14 protein-coding genes are annotated in these 16,975 nt (G+C 63.8%); 4 read left to right on the top strand and 10 right to left on the bottom strand.

All coding sequences use genetic code 11. From position 1 onward, the window contains the following. Positions 1-9 precede the first annotated feature (9 nt). The 5 genes from H040_RS06200 to H040_RS06180 all read right to left on the bottom strand — a co-directional run bounded on the left by H040_RS06200 (position 10) and on the right by H040_RS06180 (position 7,008). Positions 10-2,070: a hybrid sensor histidine kinase/response regulator gene (locus H040_RS06200; RefSeq protein ID WP_027920371.1), complete on the bottom strand. Its 2,061-nt coding sequence runs from the start codon at positions 2,068-2,070 to the stop codon at positions 10-12. Between the two features lie 72 nt (positions 2,071-2,142). Then, positions 2,143-3,762 carry a PAS domain-containing sensor histidine kinase gene (locus H040_RS06195; RefSeq protein WP_027920370.1) on the bottom strand — a complete coding sequence of 540 codons (1,620 nt, stop codon included), beginning with the start codon at positions 3,760-3,762 and terminating at the stop codon, positions 2,143-2,145. A 64-nt stretch (positions 3,763-3,826) separates the two neighbouring features. Further along, the gene (gene mapR, locus H040_RS06190) at positions 3,827-5,236 is read right to left on the bottom strand and encodes a GntR family transcriptional regulator MpaR (protein ID WP_027920369.1); all 1,410 of its coding nucleotides are present in this window, start codon (positions 5,234-5,236) and stop codon (positions 3,827-3,829) included. 39 nt (positions 5,237-5,275) lie between these two features. Further along, entirely contained in the window at positions 5,276-6,646 is a 1,371-nt protein-coding gene (gene ccoG / locus H040_RS06185) for a cytochrome c oxidase accessory protein CcoG (RefSeq protein WP_027920368.1), read from the bottom strand. 122 nt (positions 6,647-6,768) lie between these two features. After that, positions 6,769-7,008: a DUF3203 family protein gene (locus tag H040_RS06180; protein WP_027920367.1), complete on the bottom strand. Its 240-nt coding sequence runs from the start codon at positions 7,006-7,008 to the stop codon at positions 6,769-6,771. A 236-nt stretch (positions 7,009-7,244) separates the two neighbouring features. On the opposite strand from H040_RS06180, the gene H040_RS06170 reads away from it, so the two are divergent. Next, positions 7,245-7,763: an MgtC/SapB family protein gene (locus H040_RS06170; RefSeq protein ID WP_027920366.1), complete on the top strand. Its 519-nt coding sequence runs from the start codon at positions 7,245-7,247 to the stop codon at positions 7,761-7,763. Positions 7,764-8,294: 531 nt separating this feature from the next. Here H040_RS06170 and H040_RS06165 read toward each other — a convergent pair. The 3 genes from H040_RS06165 to H040_RS06155 form a co-directional block, all read right to left on the bottom strand. Next, on the bottom strand, positions 8,295-9,194 hold the full coding sequence (locus tag H040_RS06165) for a hydroxymethylglutaryl-CoA lyase (protein WP_027920365.1): 900 nt from the start codon (positions 9,192-9,194) through the stop codon (positions 8,295-8,297). A 13-nt stretch (positions 9,195-9,207) separates the two neighbouring features. Continuing rightward, a complete protein-coding gene (locus H040_RS06160) occupies positions 9,208-9,606 on the bottom strand; it encodes a MerR family transcriptional regulator (protein WP_027920364.1) in 399 nt (132 codons plus the stop codon). 63 nt (positions 9,607-9,669) lie between these two features. Further along, positions 9,670-10,548, bottom strand: coding sequence for a helix-turn-helix domain-containing protein (locus H040_RS06155; protein ID WP_027920363.1), 879 nt, complete (start codon positions 10,546-10,548; stop codon positions 9,670-9,672). A gap of 129 nt (positions 10,549-10,677) precedes the next feature. On the opposite strand from H040_RS06155, the gene pobA reads away from it, so the two are divergent. The 3 genes from pobA to H040_RS06140 all read left to right on the top strand — a co-directional run bounded on the left by pobA (position 10,678) and on the right by H040_RS06140 (position 14,898). After that, a complete protein-coding gene (gene pobA, locus H040_RS06150; RefSeq protein WP_027920362.1) occupies positions 10,678-11,865 on the top strand; it encodes a 4-hydroxybenzoate 3-monooxygenase in 1,188 nt (395 codons plus the stop codon). Positions 11,866-12,143: 278 nt separating this feature from the next. Beyond that, positions 12,144-13,946 (top strand): gamma-glutamyltransferase, encoded by a 1,803-nt coding sequence (ggt, locus tag H040_RS06145; RefSeq protein WP_033696545.1) that lies wholly within the window; start codon positions 12,144-12,146, stop codon positions 13,944-13,946. Positions 13,947-14,016: 70 nt separating this feature from the next. Continuing rightward, positions 14,017-14,898: a LysR substrate-binding domain-containing protein gene (locus H040_RS06140; RefSeq protein ID WP_027920360.1), complete on the top strand. Its 882-nt coding sequence runs from the start codon at positions 14,017-14,019 to the stop codon at positions 14,896-14,898. 145 nt (positions 14,899-15,043) lie between these two features. On the opposite strand, the gene dctM is transcribed toward H040_RS06140, so the two are convergent. Together dctM and H040_RS06130 are read right to left on the bottom strand one after the other, a co-directional pair. Next, on the bottom strand, positions 15,044-16,327 hold the full coding sequence (dctM, locus tag H040_RS06135; RefSeq protein WP_027920359.1) for a C4-dicarboxylate TRAP transporter large permease protein DctM: 1,284 nt from the start codon (positions 16,325-16,327) through the stop codon (positions 15,044-15,046). Next, the gene (locus H040_RS06130; protein ID WP_027920358.1) at positions 16,327-16,959 is read right to left on the bottom strand and encodes a TRAP transporter small permease; all 633 of its coding nucleotides are present in this window, start codon (positions 16,957-16,959) and stop codon (positions 16,327-16,329) included. Before H040_RS06130 ends, dctM begins: the two co-directional genes overlap by 1 nt. Positions 16,960-16,975 lie beyond the last annotated feature (16 nt).

Here is a 16,975-nt window from a genome sequence, read left to right as displayed (position 1 = left end):
CGCTGCCCGTCAGGGCAGCTCATCCGCCAGCAACTGGCGTACCCGCTCGGCCAGTGCCTCAAGCTCGAAAGGCTTGGTCAGCACGCTGGTACCCTGCAGCAACTGGCCGTCGCTGAGCGCCGCACTCTCGTCGTAGCCGGTAATGAACAGCACTTTCAGGTGCGGATACCGTTGCCGGCACTGCTCAGCCAACTGGCGGCCACTGAGGCCGTGGGGCAGGCCGATATCGCTCAGCAGCAGGTCAGGTTGCTCGCACTGCTGCAGGTGCGCCAGCGCGGCAGGGCCATTTTCGAAGGCCTCGACCTGATAGCCCAGCTCTTCCAGCACTTCGCCGACCACCAGGCGCAGCGCCGCCTGGTCTTCCACCAGTACGATGCGTTGCCCGCCCGAGCTGCTGGCCAACCCTTTGCTCGCCGGTGGCGCAGTGGCCACAACAGGCTGTTCGTGATGGCGCGGCAAGTACAGCTCGACCCGTGTGCCTTTACCAGGCGTGGAGAGCAGGCGCAGCTGGCCGCCCGACTGGCGCACGAAACCATACGTCATCGATAACCCCAGGCCGGTGCCTTGGCCCATGGGTTTGGTGGAGAAGAACGGGTCGATTGCCCGTGCCGCCACCGCTGCGCTCATGCCGCAACCAGTGTCGGCCACGCTGAGCCGTACATAGTCCCCGGCGGCCAGTTCGAGCGGGCGTGCCTGCTCGCTGCCGAGGCTGATGTTGTCGCCCTCGATATCGATCGCGCCACCATCGGGCATGGCGTCACGCGCATTGATACACAGGTTGAGCAGGGCGCTTTCCAGTTGCGGTGGGTCGATGAACGTCGGCCACAACCGGGCGTTGAAGTGGCTGCGCAAGGTGATGGACGGGCCTATGCTGCGGTGGATCAGCTCTTCCATGTCGTTGACCAGTGCCGCGACCCCGGTCGAACGCGGTTGCAAGGTCTGCTGGCGTGAAAAGGCCAGCAACCGGTGCACCAGTGCTGACGCCCGTTGCGCCGAGTGGCTGGAGAGTTGGAGCAAAGGCCCCAACTCTTCGTAGCGCTGCTGGCCCAGGCGCTTTTTCATCAACTCCTGGGCATTGATGATGCCGCCCAGCAGGTTGTTGAAATCGTGAGCGATGCCGCCGCTGAGTTGCCCCACGGCTTCCATCTTCTGCGCTTGGCGCAGCGCCTGTTCGGCCTTGGCCAGGCGCTGCTGCTCCTGCACTCGCTCGGTGATGTCAAAGGCGAATAGATAGGCACCTAGCACGCTGTCATCGTGGTTGCGCAAGGCGTTGAAACGCAGCTCGTAGTGGCGTTGTCCGAAAGCACCAATCTCGATGAACTGTTCGCCTGCCAGCGCCCGTTGCCACATGGGTATGATCAGATCGCGGTCCGTGGGGGCGTTTTCCATCAATGCTGGCAGATAGTCGCCGACCTCAGGCGTGCGCCCGTACAAGGCATGGAAATCGTGCCTGGCCTGACGGTTGACCGCCAGCCAGTGCATGCCGGTATCAACCACATGCAAGTTGACCACGCTATGGTCGACCAGCTCGGCGAACAGGCGGCGCTCGGCCAATGCTGCACCGACCCGCTGCTCAAGCTCTTCGTTCAGTTGCTGCAGTGCCTGCTCGGCCCTGCGCCGCTCGGTGACATCCTTGAACAGCACCGCGACCTGGCGGCGCTCTGCCGGCTCCACGCGGAAGGTGGTCACCGATAGTACATGGCCAGTGGCGACCAGCTCCTGTTCGAAATGCATTGGCTCGCCGGTACGCAACACCTCGCCGTAGCGGGCCACCCAGTCGTCGGCTTCGTTGGGCACCATTTCTCGCAGCTTCTGCCCGACCACATTTGGGATTCCTGCATGCTTGGCGTAGGCCGCGTTGGCCAGCACGTGGATGTAGTCGCTGAGCGGGCCGTGGGGGCCGTCGAAGAATTCGATGATGCAGAAGCCTTCGTCCATGGTGTCGAACAGAAAGCGATAGATGTTCTGGTCCTGGTCTGCGTGTTGCAGCAGCTTGGACTCCAGCTGTGCGTTACGTTGGCGCAGGGTTTCGATTTCCTGGCGCAGTGCGAGCAGGTCGCGGCGGGGCATGGCGACGTCCGACAGAAATGAATGGCCAGACTTTACCTGTCCGCAACGCAGCCGCATAGCGGCCTACAGCTCTTAGCGCCGATTTTCCAGCAGCTGTACCACTTGCTGGTTGAGGGCTGCCAGCTCGAAGGGCTTGTACAGTATGGCGCTGTGCCGGCCGGGGGTGACGTTGATTCGATTGCTGGCATAGGCCGTGATGTACAGCACCGCGATAGTGCCCGGCAGCTTCTGGCAGGCTGCTGCTATCTGGTCGCCATCGACCCCGCCCGGCAAGCCGATATCGGTGATAAGCAGGTGCGGGCGCAAGCCTGCCTGCAAGGCTTCCAGTGCGTCGCGGCCGTCGCTGAAGGCATGCACCCTGTGCCCCTGTTCCTCGAGCACTTCGCTGATCAGCAGGCGCAGGGTGTCCTGGTCTTCCACCAGCATCACCTCTTGAGGCGTTGCATGGTGCCCTTCGCGGGTTGCCTGTGGCTGCTCGCTGGCTTGCGCAGCGGTGCCGCTGGAGGCCCGCGGAAGGTAGAGGTGGATGCAGGCGCCGTGCCCCGGTTCGCTGACGATGCGCAACCGGCCCCCGGACTGGCGCACGAAGCCATACACAATTGACAGCCCAAGACCGGAGCCCTGGCCCAGTGGTTTGGTGGTGAAGAAAGGCTCGAGTGCCCGTTGCAACACTTCGGCGGGCATGCCGACACCGCTGTCGCAGACGCTGAGATGAAGGTAGGCGCCGCAGGGCAGCTCCAGTGCACGGGCCTGCACTTCATCGAGCTGGGCGTTTTCACTGGCAATACGCAGCGTGCCACCGAGCGGCATGGCGTCGCGGGCGTTGATGCACAGGTTGAGCAGCGCGTTCTCCAGTTGATGCGGATCGATCTGCACCAGCCAGCAGTCGCTTTGGGTCTGGTCGATGAAGGTGATGCGCTCATCGAGCGAGCTGGCAATCAGCTCGTGCATGCCGGCCACCAGCTGTTGGACGTTCACGGCCTGAGGTACCAGCGTCTGCTGGCGCGAGAACGCCAGTAAGCGCTGGACCAGCGAGGCCGCGCGTTGAGCGTTGCGCCGGGCGACGCCGAGCAGCCGGGAGCTGTCATGGTAGCGCTGCTCGGCCTGGCGCTGCTCGGCCATCTCCAGCGCGCCGAGGATGCCACCCAACAGGTTGTTGAAGTCATGTGCGATGCCGCCGGTCAACTGCCCCACTGCTTCCATTTTCTGCGATTGGCGCAGGGCCTCTTCGGTCGTGCGCAGGCGCTCCTGCTCGGCGACACGCTCGCTGATGTCATAGGCGAACAGGTAACCACCCTGGATCTGTTGCTGGGCGTCGCGCAAGGTGTTGTAGCTGATTTGATAGTGGCGCAGGGCATCGGGTGGGCCGAGGGCGATGGTGTCGATGAATGCTTCGCCGGTGAGCACGCGCGGCCACGTCGCTTCCAGCCATTTGCAGATGTCAGGCTGGTTGGCAATGAACTGCGGGATGTAGTCACCGACCTGCGGCACGAAACCGCGCAGGCGCTTGAAGGTTTCCTGCGCGGTGCGGTTGATTGCCAGCAGGCGGAAGTTGCGATCGGCTGCAAACACGTTGGCCTGGCTGTGATCGACCAGTTCGCCCAGCAGCTTGTTGTTGGCCTGGGCTTGATCGATGCGCAGGGCCAGGTCCTGCAGCGCTTGGGGGGAGGGCGTCGAGTCGTCAGGCGGCATGGGGCGATCCAGCGTGTGGGTCGCCCAACTATAGCCGCTCTTGTTCACGCCTTCCTTCAGAACTTCAGAACGAGCGGATGATGCGCCCCAAGGTTTCCATGGCGCGTTCGGCGTTCTCGTTCCACGGTGTGCCGTAGTTCAGACGGATGCAATTGCCAAAGCGTCGGGTCGGTGAAAAGATCGGCCCCGGTGCGATGCTGATGCCCTGGGCCAAAGCCATGTGGAACAGCTTGAGGGCGTCCATCTGTTCAGGCAGTTCCAGCCACAGGAAGTAGCCGCCGGAGGGCTGGCTGACGCGGGTCTGCGCCGGAAAATGGCGGGCGATGGCGGCCAGCATGTTGGCCTGCTGCCCCTCCAGGGCGTAGCGCAGCTTGCGCAGGTGGCGGTCGTAGCCACCGTGCTGAAGGTAGTCGGCGATGGCGGCTTGGGCGGGCATCGAGGCGCACAGCGAGGTCATCAACTTCAGCCGCTCGATTTTCTGGGCAAAACGCCCCGCAGCGACCCAACCAATGCGGTAACCCGGTGCCAGGCTCTTGGCAAACGAGCCGCAATGCATCACCAGCCCCTGGGTGTCGAACGCCTTGGCCGGTTTCGGGGCCTGTTGCGAGTAGTAGAGCTCGGCGTAGACATCGTCTTCGATCAACGGCACCTGATGGTGGCGTAGCAGTTCGACCAATGCCTGCTTCTTCGCCTCGGGCATGCTCGCGCCCACCGGGTTCTGGAAGTTGGTCATGCACCACACGGCCTTTACCGGGTGCTTGTCCAGGGTCTGGGCCAGCACGGCCAGGTCCATGCCCTCGCGCGGGTGCACCGGGATTTCCACGGCCTTGAGCTTGAGCCGCTCCAGCACTTGCAGGCAGGCGTAGAAGGCCGGTGCCTCGATGGCCACCAGGTCGCCGGGTTCGGTAACGGCCTGCAGGCACAGGTTCAGGGCTTCCAGCGCGCCATTGGTGATCAGCAGCTCTTCCATCGGCAGCATCAACCCACCGACCATGTAGCGCAGGGCGATTTGCCGGCGCAATTGTGGGTTGCCCGGCGACAGGTCGGTGACCACCATGCGCGGGTCCATGGCCCGGCTGGCACTGGCCAGCGAGCGTGACAGGCGCTGCAGCGGGAACAGTTCAGGGCTGGGGAAGGCCGAGCCGAACGGTACGGTACTTGGGTCCTTGATCGAGTCGAGGATGGAGAACACCAGGCCGCTGACGTCCACCTCGGTCGATTCGCTGAGCGGCTCCAGCGCCTGCGGTTCACTGAACTGGCGCGGTGCATGGGCGTTGACGAAGTAGCCTGAGCGTGGCCGTGCGCGGATCAGCCCACGGCGTTCGAGCAGGTAGTAGGCCTGGAACACCGTGGACGGGCTGACGCCGTGGGTCTGGCTGGCATAGCGTACCGAAGGCACGCGCTGGCCTGGGCCGAGTACCCCGGAGCGGATCAGTTCGGCAATGTCGTCGGCGAAGCGTTCGTAACGTTTCATGGGGGCTCGGCAGGCAAGGTGAACGATCAGTGTAAGGGATCAGCGGTTCAATGGCGCCACGAAGCGGCTGCGGGCAACGCTGCGCACGGCGGGCTGGTCACTGTCGCGGATTTCGAAGGCCAGGTCCTGTGAGCTGCTGGCCGGGCGCTCGGCCAGCAGTGCCACCGACACAGGCAGCTCGCTCATTTCGCCGGCCGGGATGCTGAACTCGGTGTTGCCGTGCAGTTCGAAGCCCTCGGCATCGAGCAGGCGCAGGCGGTAACGCTGGGGTTGCGCGGTCTTGTTGATGACTTTAAGCAGGTAGATGTTCTCGATCTGGCCTTGGGCGTTTTCACGGAACAGGCCACGGTCCTTGATCACGTCCAGCGACACCATCGGGCGCAGCTGCAGAGCCACCACCAGGGCGCCGATCATCAGCACCAGCGCGGCGGCGTAGCCGAGCAGGCGCGGGCGTGCCCAGTGGGAAGTTCCACCTTGCAGGCTATGCTCGGACTTGTAGCCGATCAGGCCGCGGGGGTAACCCATCTTGCCCATGACGTTGTCGCAGGCATCGATACAGGCCGCGCAACCAATGCAGGCCATCTGCAGGCCGTCGCGGATATCGATGCCGGTGGGGCAGACCTGCACGCACAGGGTGCAATCGATACAGTCGCCCAGGCCTTGGGCACGGGCGTCGCTGCCTTTCTTGCGCGGGCCGCGGGATTCGCCGCGGCGCGGGTCGTAGGCCACGGCCAGGGTGTCCTGGTCGAACATCACGCTCTGGAAACGCGCATAGGGGCACATGTGCAGGCACACCGCCTCGCGCAGCCAGCCTGCATTGATATAGGTGGCGGCGGTGAAGAACAGCACCCAGAACAGTGCCACGCCGCCGAGCTGCAGGGTAAACAGTTCATGGGCCAGTGGGCGTATTGGCGTGAAGTAGCCGACGAAGGTCAGGCCGGTTAGCACGCCAATGGCCAGCCACAGGCTGTGCTTGAGCGTGCGCCGGGCCAGTTTGTTCAGGCTCCAGGGTGCTGCAGCCAATTTGATGCGCTGGTTGCGGTCGCCTTCGGTGACCTTTTCGCACCACATGAACAGCCAGGTCCAGGTGCTTTGCGGGCAACTGTAGCCGCACCACACCCGGCCGGCGTAGACGGTGATGGCAAACAGGCCGAAGGCGCAGATGATCAGCAGCGCCGAGAGCAGGATGAAGTCCTGCGGCCAGAAGGTCGCGCCGAAGATGTGGAACTTGCTGTCGGCCAGGTCCCACAGCACCGCCTGGCGACCGTTCCAGTCGAGCCAGGCAGTGCCGAAGAACAGCGCGAACAGCACGCCGGCGAAGGCTATGCGCAGCGTGCGGTACAGGCCGGTGAAACTGCGGGTGTGAATACCCTCGGCGGCAATCTGGATGGCATGGATTCGATCAGTCATGGCGTGGGTGCTCTTCTGGCCTCGATCAGGCACGAGCACTATGACCCCCGAACTGTTTTCAGCACAGGCTCAGGTCAGGCGATAAAAACCATATCAGATTGCCGCAAATGGTCTCGCAAGCCCTAGATCACCGAGCCTGGCGTGCTGGCCTTGAGGTGCCTGCGGCTATCGACCGCACCCGCCACAGTCAGCGCGTCGGCTTCGGCCTCGGTGATCGGGAAGCGCTCGCCGGCGAGGATGGCCACGGACATCCGCAACTGTTCGTCAGTGATGATTTCGATCTCGGGGCCTTTGCCCTCGATGCGCAGCTTTTCACCAATGAGGGTGCAGCGCTGGGTGCTTTCTTCGACTTCGATGGGCATGGTGGCGTCCTCCGGGGCGGTTACAGGTTGTGACCACAGGCGAAGGAAGGTTGCTGCATCGGCTTGCCGGGTGGGCACTTTGCGGGCTGCGCAGGGGTCAACTTCATTAGGCACCCGTCCGGCCTCTTCGCGGGCAAGCCTGCTTCCACAAATAGTGCGCGGACCTCTGTGGGAGCGGGCTTGCCCGCGACGAGGCCGGTACAGGCAGAGCATCCCTTCAGCCCGGTACCCAATCCATGGATCTGATCTGGCAAACCATTCAGGCCGAATTCGCCGACATCACCCATGAACGCGAGGTCATCCAGGTTCTCGTTCGTCTGCTGATGGCCGCTGTACTGGGTGCAGTGCTGGGTTTCGAGCGCGAGCACAAAGGTAAGTCCGCCGGCGTGCGCACGCACATGCTGGTATCCCTGGGCGCGGCGCTGTTCGTGCTGGCACCCAGCATGGCCGGTGCTGATCAGCAGGCCCTGAGCCGGGTGATCCAGGGTATCGTCGCCGGCATCGGCTTTCTCGGCGCGGGCACCATCCTCAAGGGTAACGGCCAGGACACCAGCCACGTCAAAGGCCTGACCACCGCTGCGGGGTTGTGGATGACGGCTGCAATCGGTACCGCTGCGGGCATGGGGCGCGAAGCCACGGCGCTGGTCAGCACGGTGCTGGCGCTGTTGGTCCTGGGCACGATGCCGCTACTGGTGGAGAAGGTCGAGGGAGAGGACGAGGAGAAGCAGAACGAGGAGGGGGGCAGGAAGCACTGAGGGGAGCCGAAGCTCCCCTCAAAGCGTTGTTGCCTGCTCTTTTCTTATTATTGAGACCGGCCTTTTATTGTTTTTGTAGGCTAGCCTTGATGTCGCGTGCGACCCCCATCCGGGGTCAAGAGCAAACGTATTTTTTTGAGCGCTGACCTGCTTTCATCCTGTGGATCCGAGCCTGACTGCCGCTACCTTCAGGTAGTTTTATTGTTCTGTGTCAGTCCGCGGGGCGAGCCCCTGAAAAGCCTGTCTACTCCAAAAAAATCTGCTTGCTGCGCCTCTGCCGTGTTGTTCTTGTTATGTCAGAGCCGTTACATGTTGTTTTTATTGGTTATCGCGTTTTTCTTGTTGTTGTACCAAACATATAGCAGGTGCCGTGCCAACTTTTCAAAAGCCTTTAAAATCAATGGTTTGGCGTGAATGACGAAATCGGTCGACGTGAAAATCTGTCGATTTGTTTCCCTGTTACCCGGTTTTTTGCTGAAAACTGTGGGGGGGGTAACACTCACCCACACTCATGTGACACCTGTATGAAACTCATTGTGCGCTGCGTGCACGTGCCACCCTCGAACCGTTGGCGCGGCCCAGCACCGCGCTGATACGCTGCCCGGCGGCAATCAGCCGGTCAAGGTCGATACCGGTCTGGATGCCCAGCCCCTGCAGCAGGTACAGCACATCCTCGGTGGCGATGTTGCCGGTAGCGCCCTTGGCGTAAGGGCAGCCGCCCAGGCCTGCGACCGAGCTGTCGAACACGCTGATGCCTTCGAGCAGGCTGGCATACACGTTGGCCAGCGCCTGGCCATAGGTGTCGTGGAAGTGGCCGGCCAGTTGCGCGCGTGGCACCACGGCCGACACCACCTCGAACAGCCGCCGGGTATCACCGGCCGTGCCGGTGCCGATGGTGTCACCCAGCGAAACCTCGTAGCAGCCCATGTCGTGCAGGGCCTTGGCCACTGGCGCTACCTGCTCGGCGCTGACCTTGCCTTCATAAGGGCAGCCCAGCACACAGGAAACGTAACCGCGTACCCGCACGCCGTGGCTGCGCGCGGCCTGCATGATCGGTTCGAACCGCTGCAGGCTTTCGCTGATCGAGCAGTTGATGTTGCGTTGCGAGAAGGCCTCGGACGCGGCGGCAAACACCGCCACTTCCTTCACCCCGGCCGCCAGGGCGTCCTCGAAACCGCGCAGGTTGGGCGCCAACGCGGCATAGGTAACACCCGAGCGCTGCTGGATACCGGCGAACACTTCGGCCGAACCGGCCATTTGTGGTACCCATTTGGGCGAGACGAAACTGCCGACCTCGATATAGCTCAGCCCGGCGTTGGTCAGGTCGTCGACCAGTTGCACCTTGTCGGCGACGCTGATGGGTTGGGCTTCGTTCTGCAGGCCGTCGCGGGGGCCGACTTCGACCAGGCGGACTGTTGCGGGCATGGGCATGGTGGGGTTCCTGTCAGCGTTTGTCTTTATTGTTCAGGGTGGCGGCCAGGGCCTGTTCGCAGCGCTCCTGGGCGGTATCCAGTTCCAGTTGCATCTGGTGGATATCGAGCATCTGCTGTTCCAGCTGGGCTCGGCGCTCTGCGATCTTCGCCAGCATGCTGTGAAGCTGCTTGAGGTTGCCGCTGCTGGGGTCGTACAGCTCGATCAGCTCACGGCATTCGGCCAGCGAGAAGCCGATGCGCTTGCCGCGCAGGATGAGTTTCAGGCTCACTTTGTCACGGGCCGAATAGATGCGCTCCAGGCCGCGCCGCTCGGGGCTCAGCAGGCCCTGTTCCTCATAGAAGCGGATGGCGCGGGTGGTGATGTCCAGCTCGCGGGAGAGGTCGGAGATGCTGTAGGTCTGGCTGCTCATGCTAGGGCTCGGCGTGGGGTATGCCAGTATCCTGAGGGCAGGTTGACGTATACGTCAAGCAGATCAGTCGGGCTGCCCCGAGCGCCGGTAGCCATTGGGTGTCTGCCCGCTCAGGCGCTTGAAGAAGCGGGCGAAATAGGTAGGGTCGCTGAAACCCAGGTTGTCCGACAGCTGCCCGATGCTCATGCGCGTATAGATGAGGTTGCGGCGAGCCTCCAGCAACAGGCGCTGATGGATCACCTGCAACGCGGTCTGCCCGCTCAATGCCCGGCACAGCTGGTTGAGCTGCAGGCTGGGGATGTTCAGGCGCGCGGCGAAGTCCTCCACCGACAGGTGTTCGCGGTAGTGCGCCTCGACCAGCCGCAGGTACTGCCCGAGCAACTGCCGGTCACGTTCGTCACGGTTGCGTGGTGGCTGCCCCAGTTGCTGGCGGCGGCTGATCCACACCATCAGCGCGGTCACCAGTGCCTCGAGCATGGTCGCCCGCGCGGGGGCGTTGCCCTGGTACTCCTGCTGCAGTGTTTCGATCAGGCCGCGCAACTGCACGCGGTCCTTGCCCAGCGGGTAACACGCCGCTTTCGCCAGCACCCCCAGCGGTGCACCCAGGCGCTGTTCCAGGTCGGCCACCAATGCGCTGCCGAACGTCAGCACATGGCCCTGGATATCGGCGCTGAAGCGAAAACCGTGCACGGTCAGCGGCGGCACCACTTGTATCGCAGCCTCGACGACTGTGCTGCGCACGCCTTCGATTTCCACTTGGGCCTCACCGCGCTGCACATAGAGCAACTGGAACAGCTCGGCGTGCTGGTGCGGCTTGATCTCCCAGTGGTGCAGGCGGCTGCGCGCCGGGATCGACTCGCAATGCAGCAGGTCGGTGCCGGGCCAGTGCTGGTTTTCGCCATATAACTGGAACAGCGGGACGCCTGGGAGGGTAGATCTCATGTCGTAATCGCCTGTCCGTTAATCGAACAATTTTTGTAAAAGTGCATTTTTTGCATCGGATAGCACACTTAATTGGCCGTTATTGCCAGTAAAAATGCAAGGGCTGATCCTAATAACGAGATAAAAACAATGAACACTCAGGTTGCAATCATCGGCGCAGGCCCGTCCGGCCTGCTGCTTGGCCAGCTGCTGCACAAGGCCGGTATCGACACGGTCATTCTCGAACGCCAGACCCCCGAATATGTGCTTGGCCGCATCCGTGCCGGTGTGCTTGAACAAGGCACCGTCGACCTGCTGCGCGAAGCCGGCGTCGCCGAACGCATGGACCGCGAAGGCCTGGTGCACGAGGGCGTCGAGCTGCTGGTTGCAGGCCGTCGCCAGCGCCTGGACCTGAAGCACCTCACCGGCGGCAAGACGGTGATGGTCTACGGCCAGACCGAAGTCACCCGGGACCTGATGCAGGCCCGCGAAGCCAGCGGCGCGCCGATCATCTACTCGGCCAGCAACGTGCAACCGCACGAGCTCAAGGGCGAACGCCCCTACGTGACCTTTGAAAAGGACGGTCAGGCCCACCGCCTGGACTGCGACTACATTGCCGGTTGCGATGGCTTCCACGGCGTATCGCGCAAGAGCATCCCCGAAGGCGTGCTCAAGGAATACGAGCGGGTGTATCCGTTCGGCTGGCTGGGCATGCTGTCCGATACCCCGCCGGTCAACCACGAGCTGATCTACGCCCACCACGCGCGTGGCTTTTCGCTGTGCAGCCAGCGCTCGCAGACGCGCAGTCGCTATTACCTGCAGGTGCCGCTGGAAGAACGTTTGGAAGACTGGTCCGACGAGCGCTTCTGGAACGAGCTCAAGGCGCGCCTGCCCGAAGACGTGGCGCAGCACCTGGTTACCGGGCCTGCATTGGAAAAGAGCATCGCGCCGCTGCGCAGCCTGGTGGTCGAGCCGATGCAGTACGGTAACCTGTTCCTGGTCGGCGATGCCGCGCACATCGTTCCACCGACGGGTGCCAAAGGCCTGAACCTGGCGGCCTCCGACGTCAACTACCTGTACCGGATCCTGGTCAAGGTATACCGCGAGGGGCGCACCGACCTGCTGGAACAGTATTCGCCCCTGGCGCTGCGTCGGGTGTGGAAGGGCGAGCGTTTCAGCTGGTTCATGACCCAGCTGCTGCATGACTTTGGCGAGCACAAGGATGCCTGGGATCAGAAAATGCAGGAGGCCGATCGCGAGTATTTCCTGACCTCGCCGGCGGGGTTGGTGAACATTGCCGAGAACTATGTGGGGTTGCCGTACGAGGAAGTGGCCTGAGGCGCCGGGGTACGCCGACAGGGGGTTGTCGCCTGTGGGATCGAGCGCCGCCCGCGCGGCGCATCGCGGATGAATCCGCGCCTACATGTGTTGCAACGTGGCCATGCCTGACAGGCCATGGTTGCCAGCTTTCGCCAGGGCTGGCAACCATGGCGTAACATGTTCGGCACGTTGCAACACATGTAGGCGCGGATTCATCCGCGATGCGCCGCGCGGGCGGCGCTCGATCTCACAGGCGCCGAAAATCTTTCGGCGACCACCCGAAAGGACGCAAGCCAATGCCCCGCCCCCCGTTATTCCTGAAAACCCTGATCACTACCCTGTGCCTGGCCGCCGCCACTGGCGTCACCTGGGCCGACCAGCCTCTACCCACCCCCCCGGAGCTGGAATCCGGCTACCGCAGCGGCCTGCAGCCAGTGCACGCCAGCCGGCACATGGTGGCGGCCGCCAACCCGCTGGCCAGCGAGGCCGGCCGGGCGATGCTGCGCGCCGGTGGCAGCGCCATCGATGCGGCGATCGCCATGCAGATGGTGCTGACCCTGGTCGAGCCGCAGTCCAGCGGTATTGGCGGTGGTGCATTCATCCTGTACTGGGATGGCCAGCGCGTGCAGGCCTTCGATGGCCGCGAAGCCGCGCCGGCAGGGGTGACGGAAAAACTCTTCCTGCAAGCGGATGGCTCGCCAATGCCGTTTCGTGCAGCGCAGATCGGCGGTCGGTCGGTGGGCGTGCCGGGGGTGCTGCGGGCGCTGAAACTGGCCCATGATCAGCACGGCAAGCTGCCGTGGAAGGACCTGTTCGCGCCGGCCATCGCCCTGGCGCGCAATGGTTTCGCCGTTTCCGAACGGCTGCACACGTTGGTCGCCGGTGACCCTTTCATTGCCCGCTCACCGGCCATGGCGCGCTACTTCCTGGATGACCGGGGCAAGCCGCTGGCCGTCGGCACGACCCTGCGCAACCCTGCGCTCGCGCAGACCTTTGAGCGCATTGCACAGCAGGGCGTCGATGCCTTCTACGGCGGTGAGCTTGCCAACGCCATGGTCGCTGAAGTGCGTCACCACGCCAATGCCGGGCAGTTGTCGCTCGAGGACTTGCAGCGTTATCAGGCCAAAGAGCGTGAACCGGTCTGTGGTCCGTACAAGGCCTGGACCATTTGCGGCATGCCACCGCCGTCGTCCGGTGGGGTGACTGTGCTGCAGACCCTGGGCATTCTCGATGCCCTGCAGCGCACCTCGGCGCAGCGCGACCTGGCCGACCTGCCACCCCTCCAGGTGGCCTCGGTGGCGGGGCTTGAACCCGCACCGAAGGCTGTGCACCTGATGGCCGAAGCCGAGCGCCTGGCCTATGCCGACCGAGCCCAATACCTGGCCGACAACGACTATGTGCCGGTGCCGGTCAAGTCGTTGCTCGACCCGGCCTACCTCGCCGAGCGCGCCAAGCGGGTCGGCGAGTACAGCATGAAGCACGCCCGTCCGGGCACTCCACACGGCGCCAATCTGGCACTGGCGCCAGACCGTTCGCCACTGCGGATTTCCACCTCGCACCTGTCTGCCGTGGACGACAGCGGCCAGGCTCTGGCCATGACCACGTCGGTGGAATCTGCCTTCGGTTCGCACCTGATGGTTGGCGGTTTTCTGCTGAACAACCACCTGACCGACTTTTCTTTCCTGCCAGCGGAAAACGGCAAACCGGTGGCCAATCGGGTGCAGCCGGGCAAGCGCCCGCTGTCGGCGATGGCGCCAACCCTGGTGTTTTCACGCGCCTCTGGCGAACTGGTCGCAAGCCTCGGCTCCCCCGGAGGCTCGCAGATCATCGGTTACGTGAACAAGGCGTTGATCGGCCTGCTGGACTGGCATCTCGATCCGCAACAGGCAGCCAACCTGCCCAATTTCGGCAGCCGCAATGCGGGCACCGAAGTAGAGGCTGGGCTGGTCAGCCCGGCGCTGATCCGCCAGCTGGCGGCCTGGGGCCACGAGGTCACACCGATGACCATGACCAGTGGCATGCAGATCATCCAGCGCACGCCCGCCGGATGGGCCGGTGGTGCCGACCCGCGACGCGAAGGGGTGGCGCTCGGCGATTAGCTATCTGCATTGCCGGGCCAGGGCTTGCATGTTAGAAGTCAGTCTTGCCATTCAGTCGTTGAATACCCACATGTCCATCAGCGTTAAATCGAATAGAGCCCTGTTCGACCTCGACCTGTTGCGCGCGGTCGTCGTGGTGGCTGATTGCGGCAGCTTCACCACGGCCGCCGCGCGCCTGCACTCGACCCAGTCGACCATCAGCCAGAAAGTGCGCCGCCTCGAAGACATGGTCGGCCACCGCCTGCTGGTGCGCGGCAACCGCGACGTGCTGCCGACCGATGCCGGGCAGACCTTGCTCGGTTATGCCCGGCACATGCTGGCACTTAACGACCAGATGCTCGAAGCCCTGGCCGGGGCCATGGTCGGGGTCACCGTGCGCCTCGGCGTGCCCGAGGATTTTGTCGGCGGGCGCACCACCAATGCACTGTCGGCGTTCAGCCGCTTGCACCCGCAGGTCAAGCTGGAAGTCACCAGCGGCCTGTGCCGTGACCTCAGCCAGGCCTATGACAACGGCGAGCTCGACCTGGTGCTGCTCAAGCAGCGGCGCAACAGCCGCGAGGGCGTGGCCTGCTGGCCTGAGCGCCTGCAGTGGATCGACAGTGCGCGGATGCCGGCCTTCGAGCTGGACCCGATCCCGCTGGTGACCTTCCCGCCGCGGGGGCTGTACCGCGAGGACATGATCAGTGCCATCGAAGGCATGGGCCGGCGCTGGCGCATCAGCTTCACCAGTTCCAGCCTGAGCGGTATCCAGGCGGCGGTGGCCGATGGCATGGGCATCAGCCTGCTGCCGCCCCGGGCAGCGACCGGCGAGCACCGGGTGCTGGGGCCGGCGCAGGGGTTGCCGGAAGTGGACAGCTACGAGATCGTCATCGTGCACAAGCCGACGGCGGATGTGATGGTCAAGGATCTGGCCGGGGTGATGTCGCAGCTGCTGGCTGGCGGAGGTATCTGACGGCTTTTTTGTAGGAGCGGCCTTGCGTCGCGAAAGGGCTGCGCAGCAGCCCCAGGGTTTGCGTGTAAACGCAGAGATTGCTGGGGCTGCTGCGCAACCCTTTCGCGACGCAAGGCCGCTCCTACAAGGCGGTGCGGGCTTGCGGTCAAGGCATGCCGAGCCACTCCGGCAAGGCCAGCGAAATGAACGGCACATAGGTCACCAGCACCAGGAACAGCAGCAGGATCGACAGCCACGGCAGCGCTGCGCGAATCGTCTGCCCCAGGGTCAGCCCGGTTACCGCCGAGGTGACGAAGAGGTTCAGCCCCACGGGCGGGTGCACCAGCCCAATCTCCATGTTCACCACCATCACGATCCCCAGGTGAATCGGGTCGATGCCCAGTTTCATGGCGATCGGGAAGAAGATCGGCGCCAGGATCAGGATGATCGCCGACGGCTCCATGAAGCTGCCAGCCACCAGCAGCACAATGTTGACCATGATCAGGAAACCGATTGGCGTCAGGCCCTCGGACATCACCCACTGGGTGATCTGCTGGGGGATCTGCTCGGTGGTCAGCACATGGGCGAAGAGCATGGCGTTGGCGATGATGAACAGCAGCATGATGGTCAGCCGGCCCGATTCCAGCAGCACTTTCGGGCAGTCACGCAGGCGCATGTCCTTGTAGACGAACAGCGCGATGAACGCCGAGTACACCGCTGCCACGGCGGCCGCTTCGGTAGGGGTGAACATACCGCTGTAGATGCCGCCGAGGATGATCACCAGCAGCAACAGGCCCCAGAACGCACGCCGGGCGGTGCCCAGCCATTCTGCGAAACTGGCCCGTGGTTGCGCCGGCAGTTTCTTGATGCGGGCAACGATGTAGATGGTGATCATCAGGAACACGCCAAGCAGGATCCCTGGCACCACGCCGGCCATGAACAGCTTGCCGACCGAGGTCTCGGTGGCCGCCGAGTACACCACCATGACGATCGACGGCGGGATCAGGATGCCCAGGGTGCCAGCGTTGCAGATGATCCCGGCGCCGAACTCGCGCGGGTAGCCGGAGCGCACCATGCCGGCCACGGCAATCGAGCCGACGGCCGCCACGGTGGCCGGCGACGAACCCGACAGCGCGGCGAACAGCATGCACGCCAGCACCGCGGCAATGGCCAGGCCACCCCGGATATGCCCGACGCAGGCATTGGCGAAATCGATCAGGCGCTGGGCCACGCCACCGGTGGTCATGAAGGCGCCCGACAGCAGGAAGAACGGAATGGCCAGGAAGGTGTAGCTGTCGGAGGTCTCGAACAGCTTGATCGCCAGCGAGCTGAGCGAGTCCTGGCTGAACATCAGGATCGACAGCGCCCCCGACAGGCCCAGCGAGATGGCGATCGGCACACCGAGGAACATGAACACGAACAGCAGCAGGAACAGGCAGATAACCGTCATCAGTGGTGCTCCTCACCGGGGTTGGCCAGCTTGCTGGCTTCGGCGGCCTCGTCGGCCAGGCCCAGGCCGTACTGGCGGTGGGTGAACAGGCGGTAGAGGATTTCCAGGTAACGGATGATGACCAGGGCGAAGCCCAGCGGCACGATCAGCGCGATATGGCCGACCTTGATGCCGTAGCGGTCGAGGTCCTCGGCGCCGATGCCGGCCACCAGCACCGCGCTCACCCATTTGATGCTCGCCACCAGGAACAGCCCGGCGTAGGCCAGGCAGCAGGCGCAGGCAATCATTGCCAGCACCCGTTGCACCGGCTTGCGGGTGCGCCGCACCAGCACGTCGACGCCGAGGTGGCCGGCGGTGCGCACGCCGTAGGAAATGCCAAAGAAAATCAGCCAGCCGAACAGCGCCTTGGTCAAGGCGATGCTCCAGGTCATCTCCTGTGCGTAGGCCATGAGGTGGTCGCCGATGCCCAGCAGCAGGTCGCTGGCGAATGCCCAGTGGTCACTGAGCGTGTAGAACATCGTGTAGAGGTTGTTCAGTGACACGTAGATGAAAGTCACCAAGGTCATGGCCGCCAGGAGAAAGGCGATCATGCCTTCCTCGAAGTGCTCCCAGACACGCCTGAGCGATTGCATAAGGATTCTCCAGACA

This window comes from Pseudomonas sp. URMO17WK12:I7, assembly GCF_003269045.1.
GTDB lineage: Bacteria > Pseudomonadota > Gammaproteobacteria > Pseudomonadales > Pseudomonadaceae > Aquipseudomonas > Aquipseudomonas putida_J.
The sequence above is the reverse complement of the archived record's forward strand: the minus strand, read 5'-3'. Positions and strand labels throughout refer to the sequence as shown.

Coding starts and splice junctions, on each gene's coding strand:
- H040_RS06170 (WP_027920366.1), top strand. CDS start 7,245: ATGGATCTGATCTGGCAAACCATTCAGGCCGAATTCGCCGACATCACC.
- H040_RS06140 (WP_027920360.1), top strand. CDS start 14,017: ATGTCCATCAGCGTTAAATCGAATAGAGCCCTGTTCGACCTCGACCTG.
- pobA (WP_027920362.1), top strand. CDS start 10,678: ATGAACACTCAGGTTGCAATCATCGGCGCAGGCCCGTCCGGCCTGCTG.
- H040_RS06165 (WP_027920365.1), bottom strand. CDS start 9,194: ATGCCCATGCCCGCAACAGTCCGCCTGGTCGAAGTCGGCCCCCGCGAC.
- H040_RS06160 (WP_027920364.1), bottom strand. CDS start 9,606: ATGAGCAGCCAGACCTACAGCATCTCCGACCTCTCCCGCGAGCTGGAC.
- H040_RS06155 (WP_027920363.1), bottom strand. CDS start 10,548: ATGAGATCTACCCTCCCAGGCGTCCCGCTGTTCCAGTTATATGGCGAA.
- ccoG (WP_027920368.1), bottom strand. CDS start 6,646: ATGACTGATCGAATCCATGCCATCCAGATTGCCGCCGAGGGTATTCAC.
- dctM (WP_027920359.1), bottom strand. CDS start 16,327: ATGACGGTTATCTGCCTGTTCCTGCTGCTGTTCGTGTTCATGTTCCTC.
- mapR (WP_027920369.1), bottom strand. CDS start 5,236: ATGAAACGTTACGAACGCTTCGCCGACGACATTGCCGAACTGATCCGC.
- H040_RS06195 (WP_027920370.1), bottom strand. CDS start 3,762: ATGCCGCCTGACGACTCGACGCCCTCCCCCCAAGCGCTGCAGGACCTG.
- ggt (WP_033696545.1), top strand. CDS start 12,144: ATGCCCCGCCCCCCGTTATTCCTGAAAACCCTGATCACTACCCTGTGC.
- H040_RS06200 (WP_027920371.1), bottom strand. CDS start 2,070: ATGCCCCGCCGCGACCTGCTCGCACTGCGCCAGGAAATCGAAACCCTG.
- H040_RS06180 (WP_027920367.1), bottom strand. CDS start 7,008: ATGCCCATCGAAGTCGAAGAAAGCACCCAGCGCTGCACCCTCATTGGT.
- H040_RS06130 (WP_027920358.1), bottom strand. CDS start 16,959: ATGCAATCGCTCAGGCGTGTCTGGGAGCACTTCGAGGAAGGCATGATC.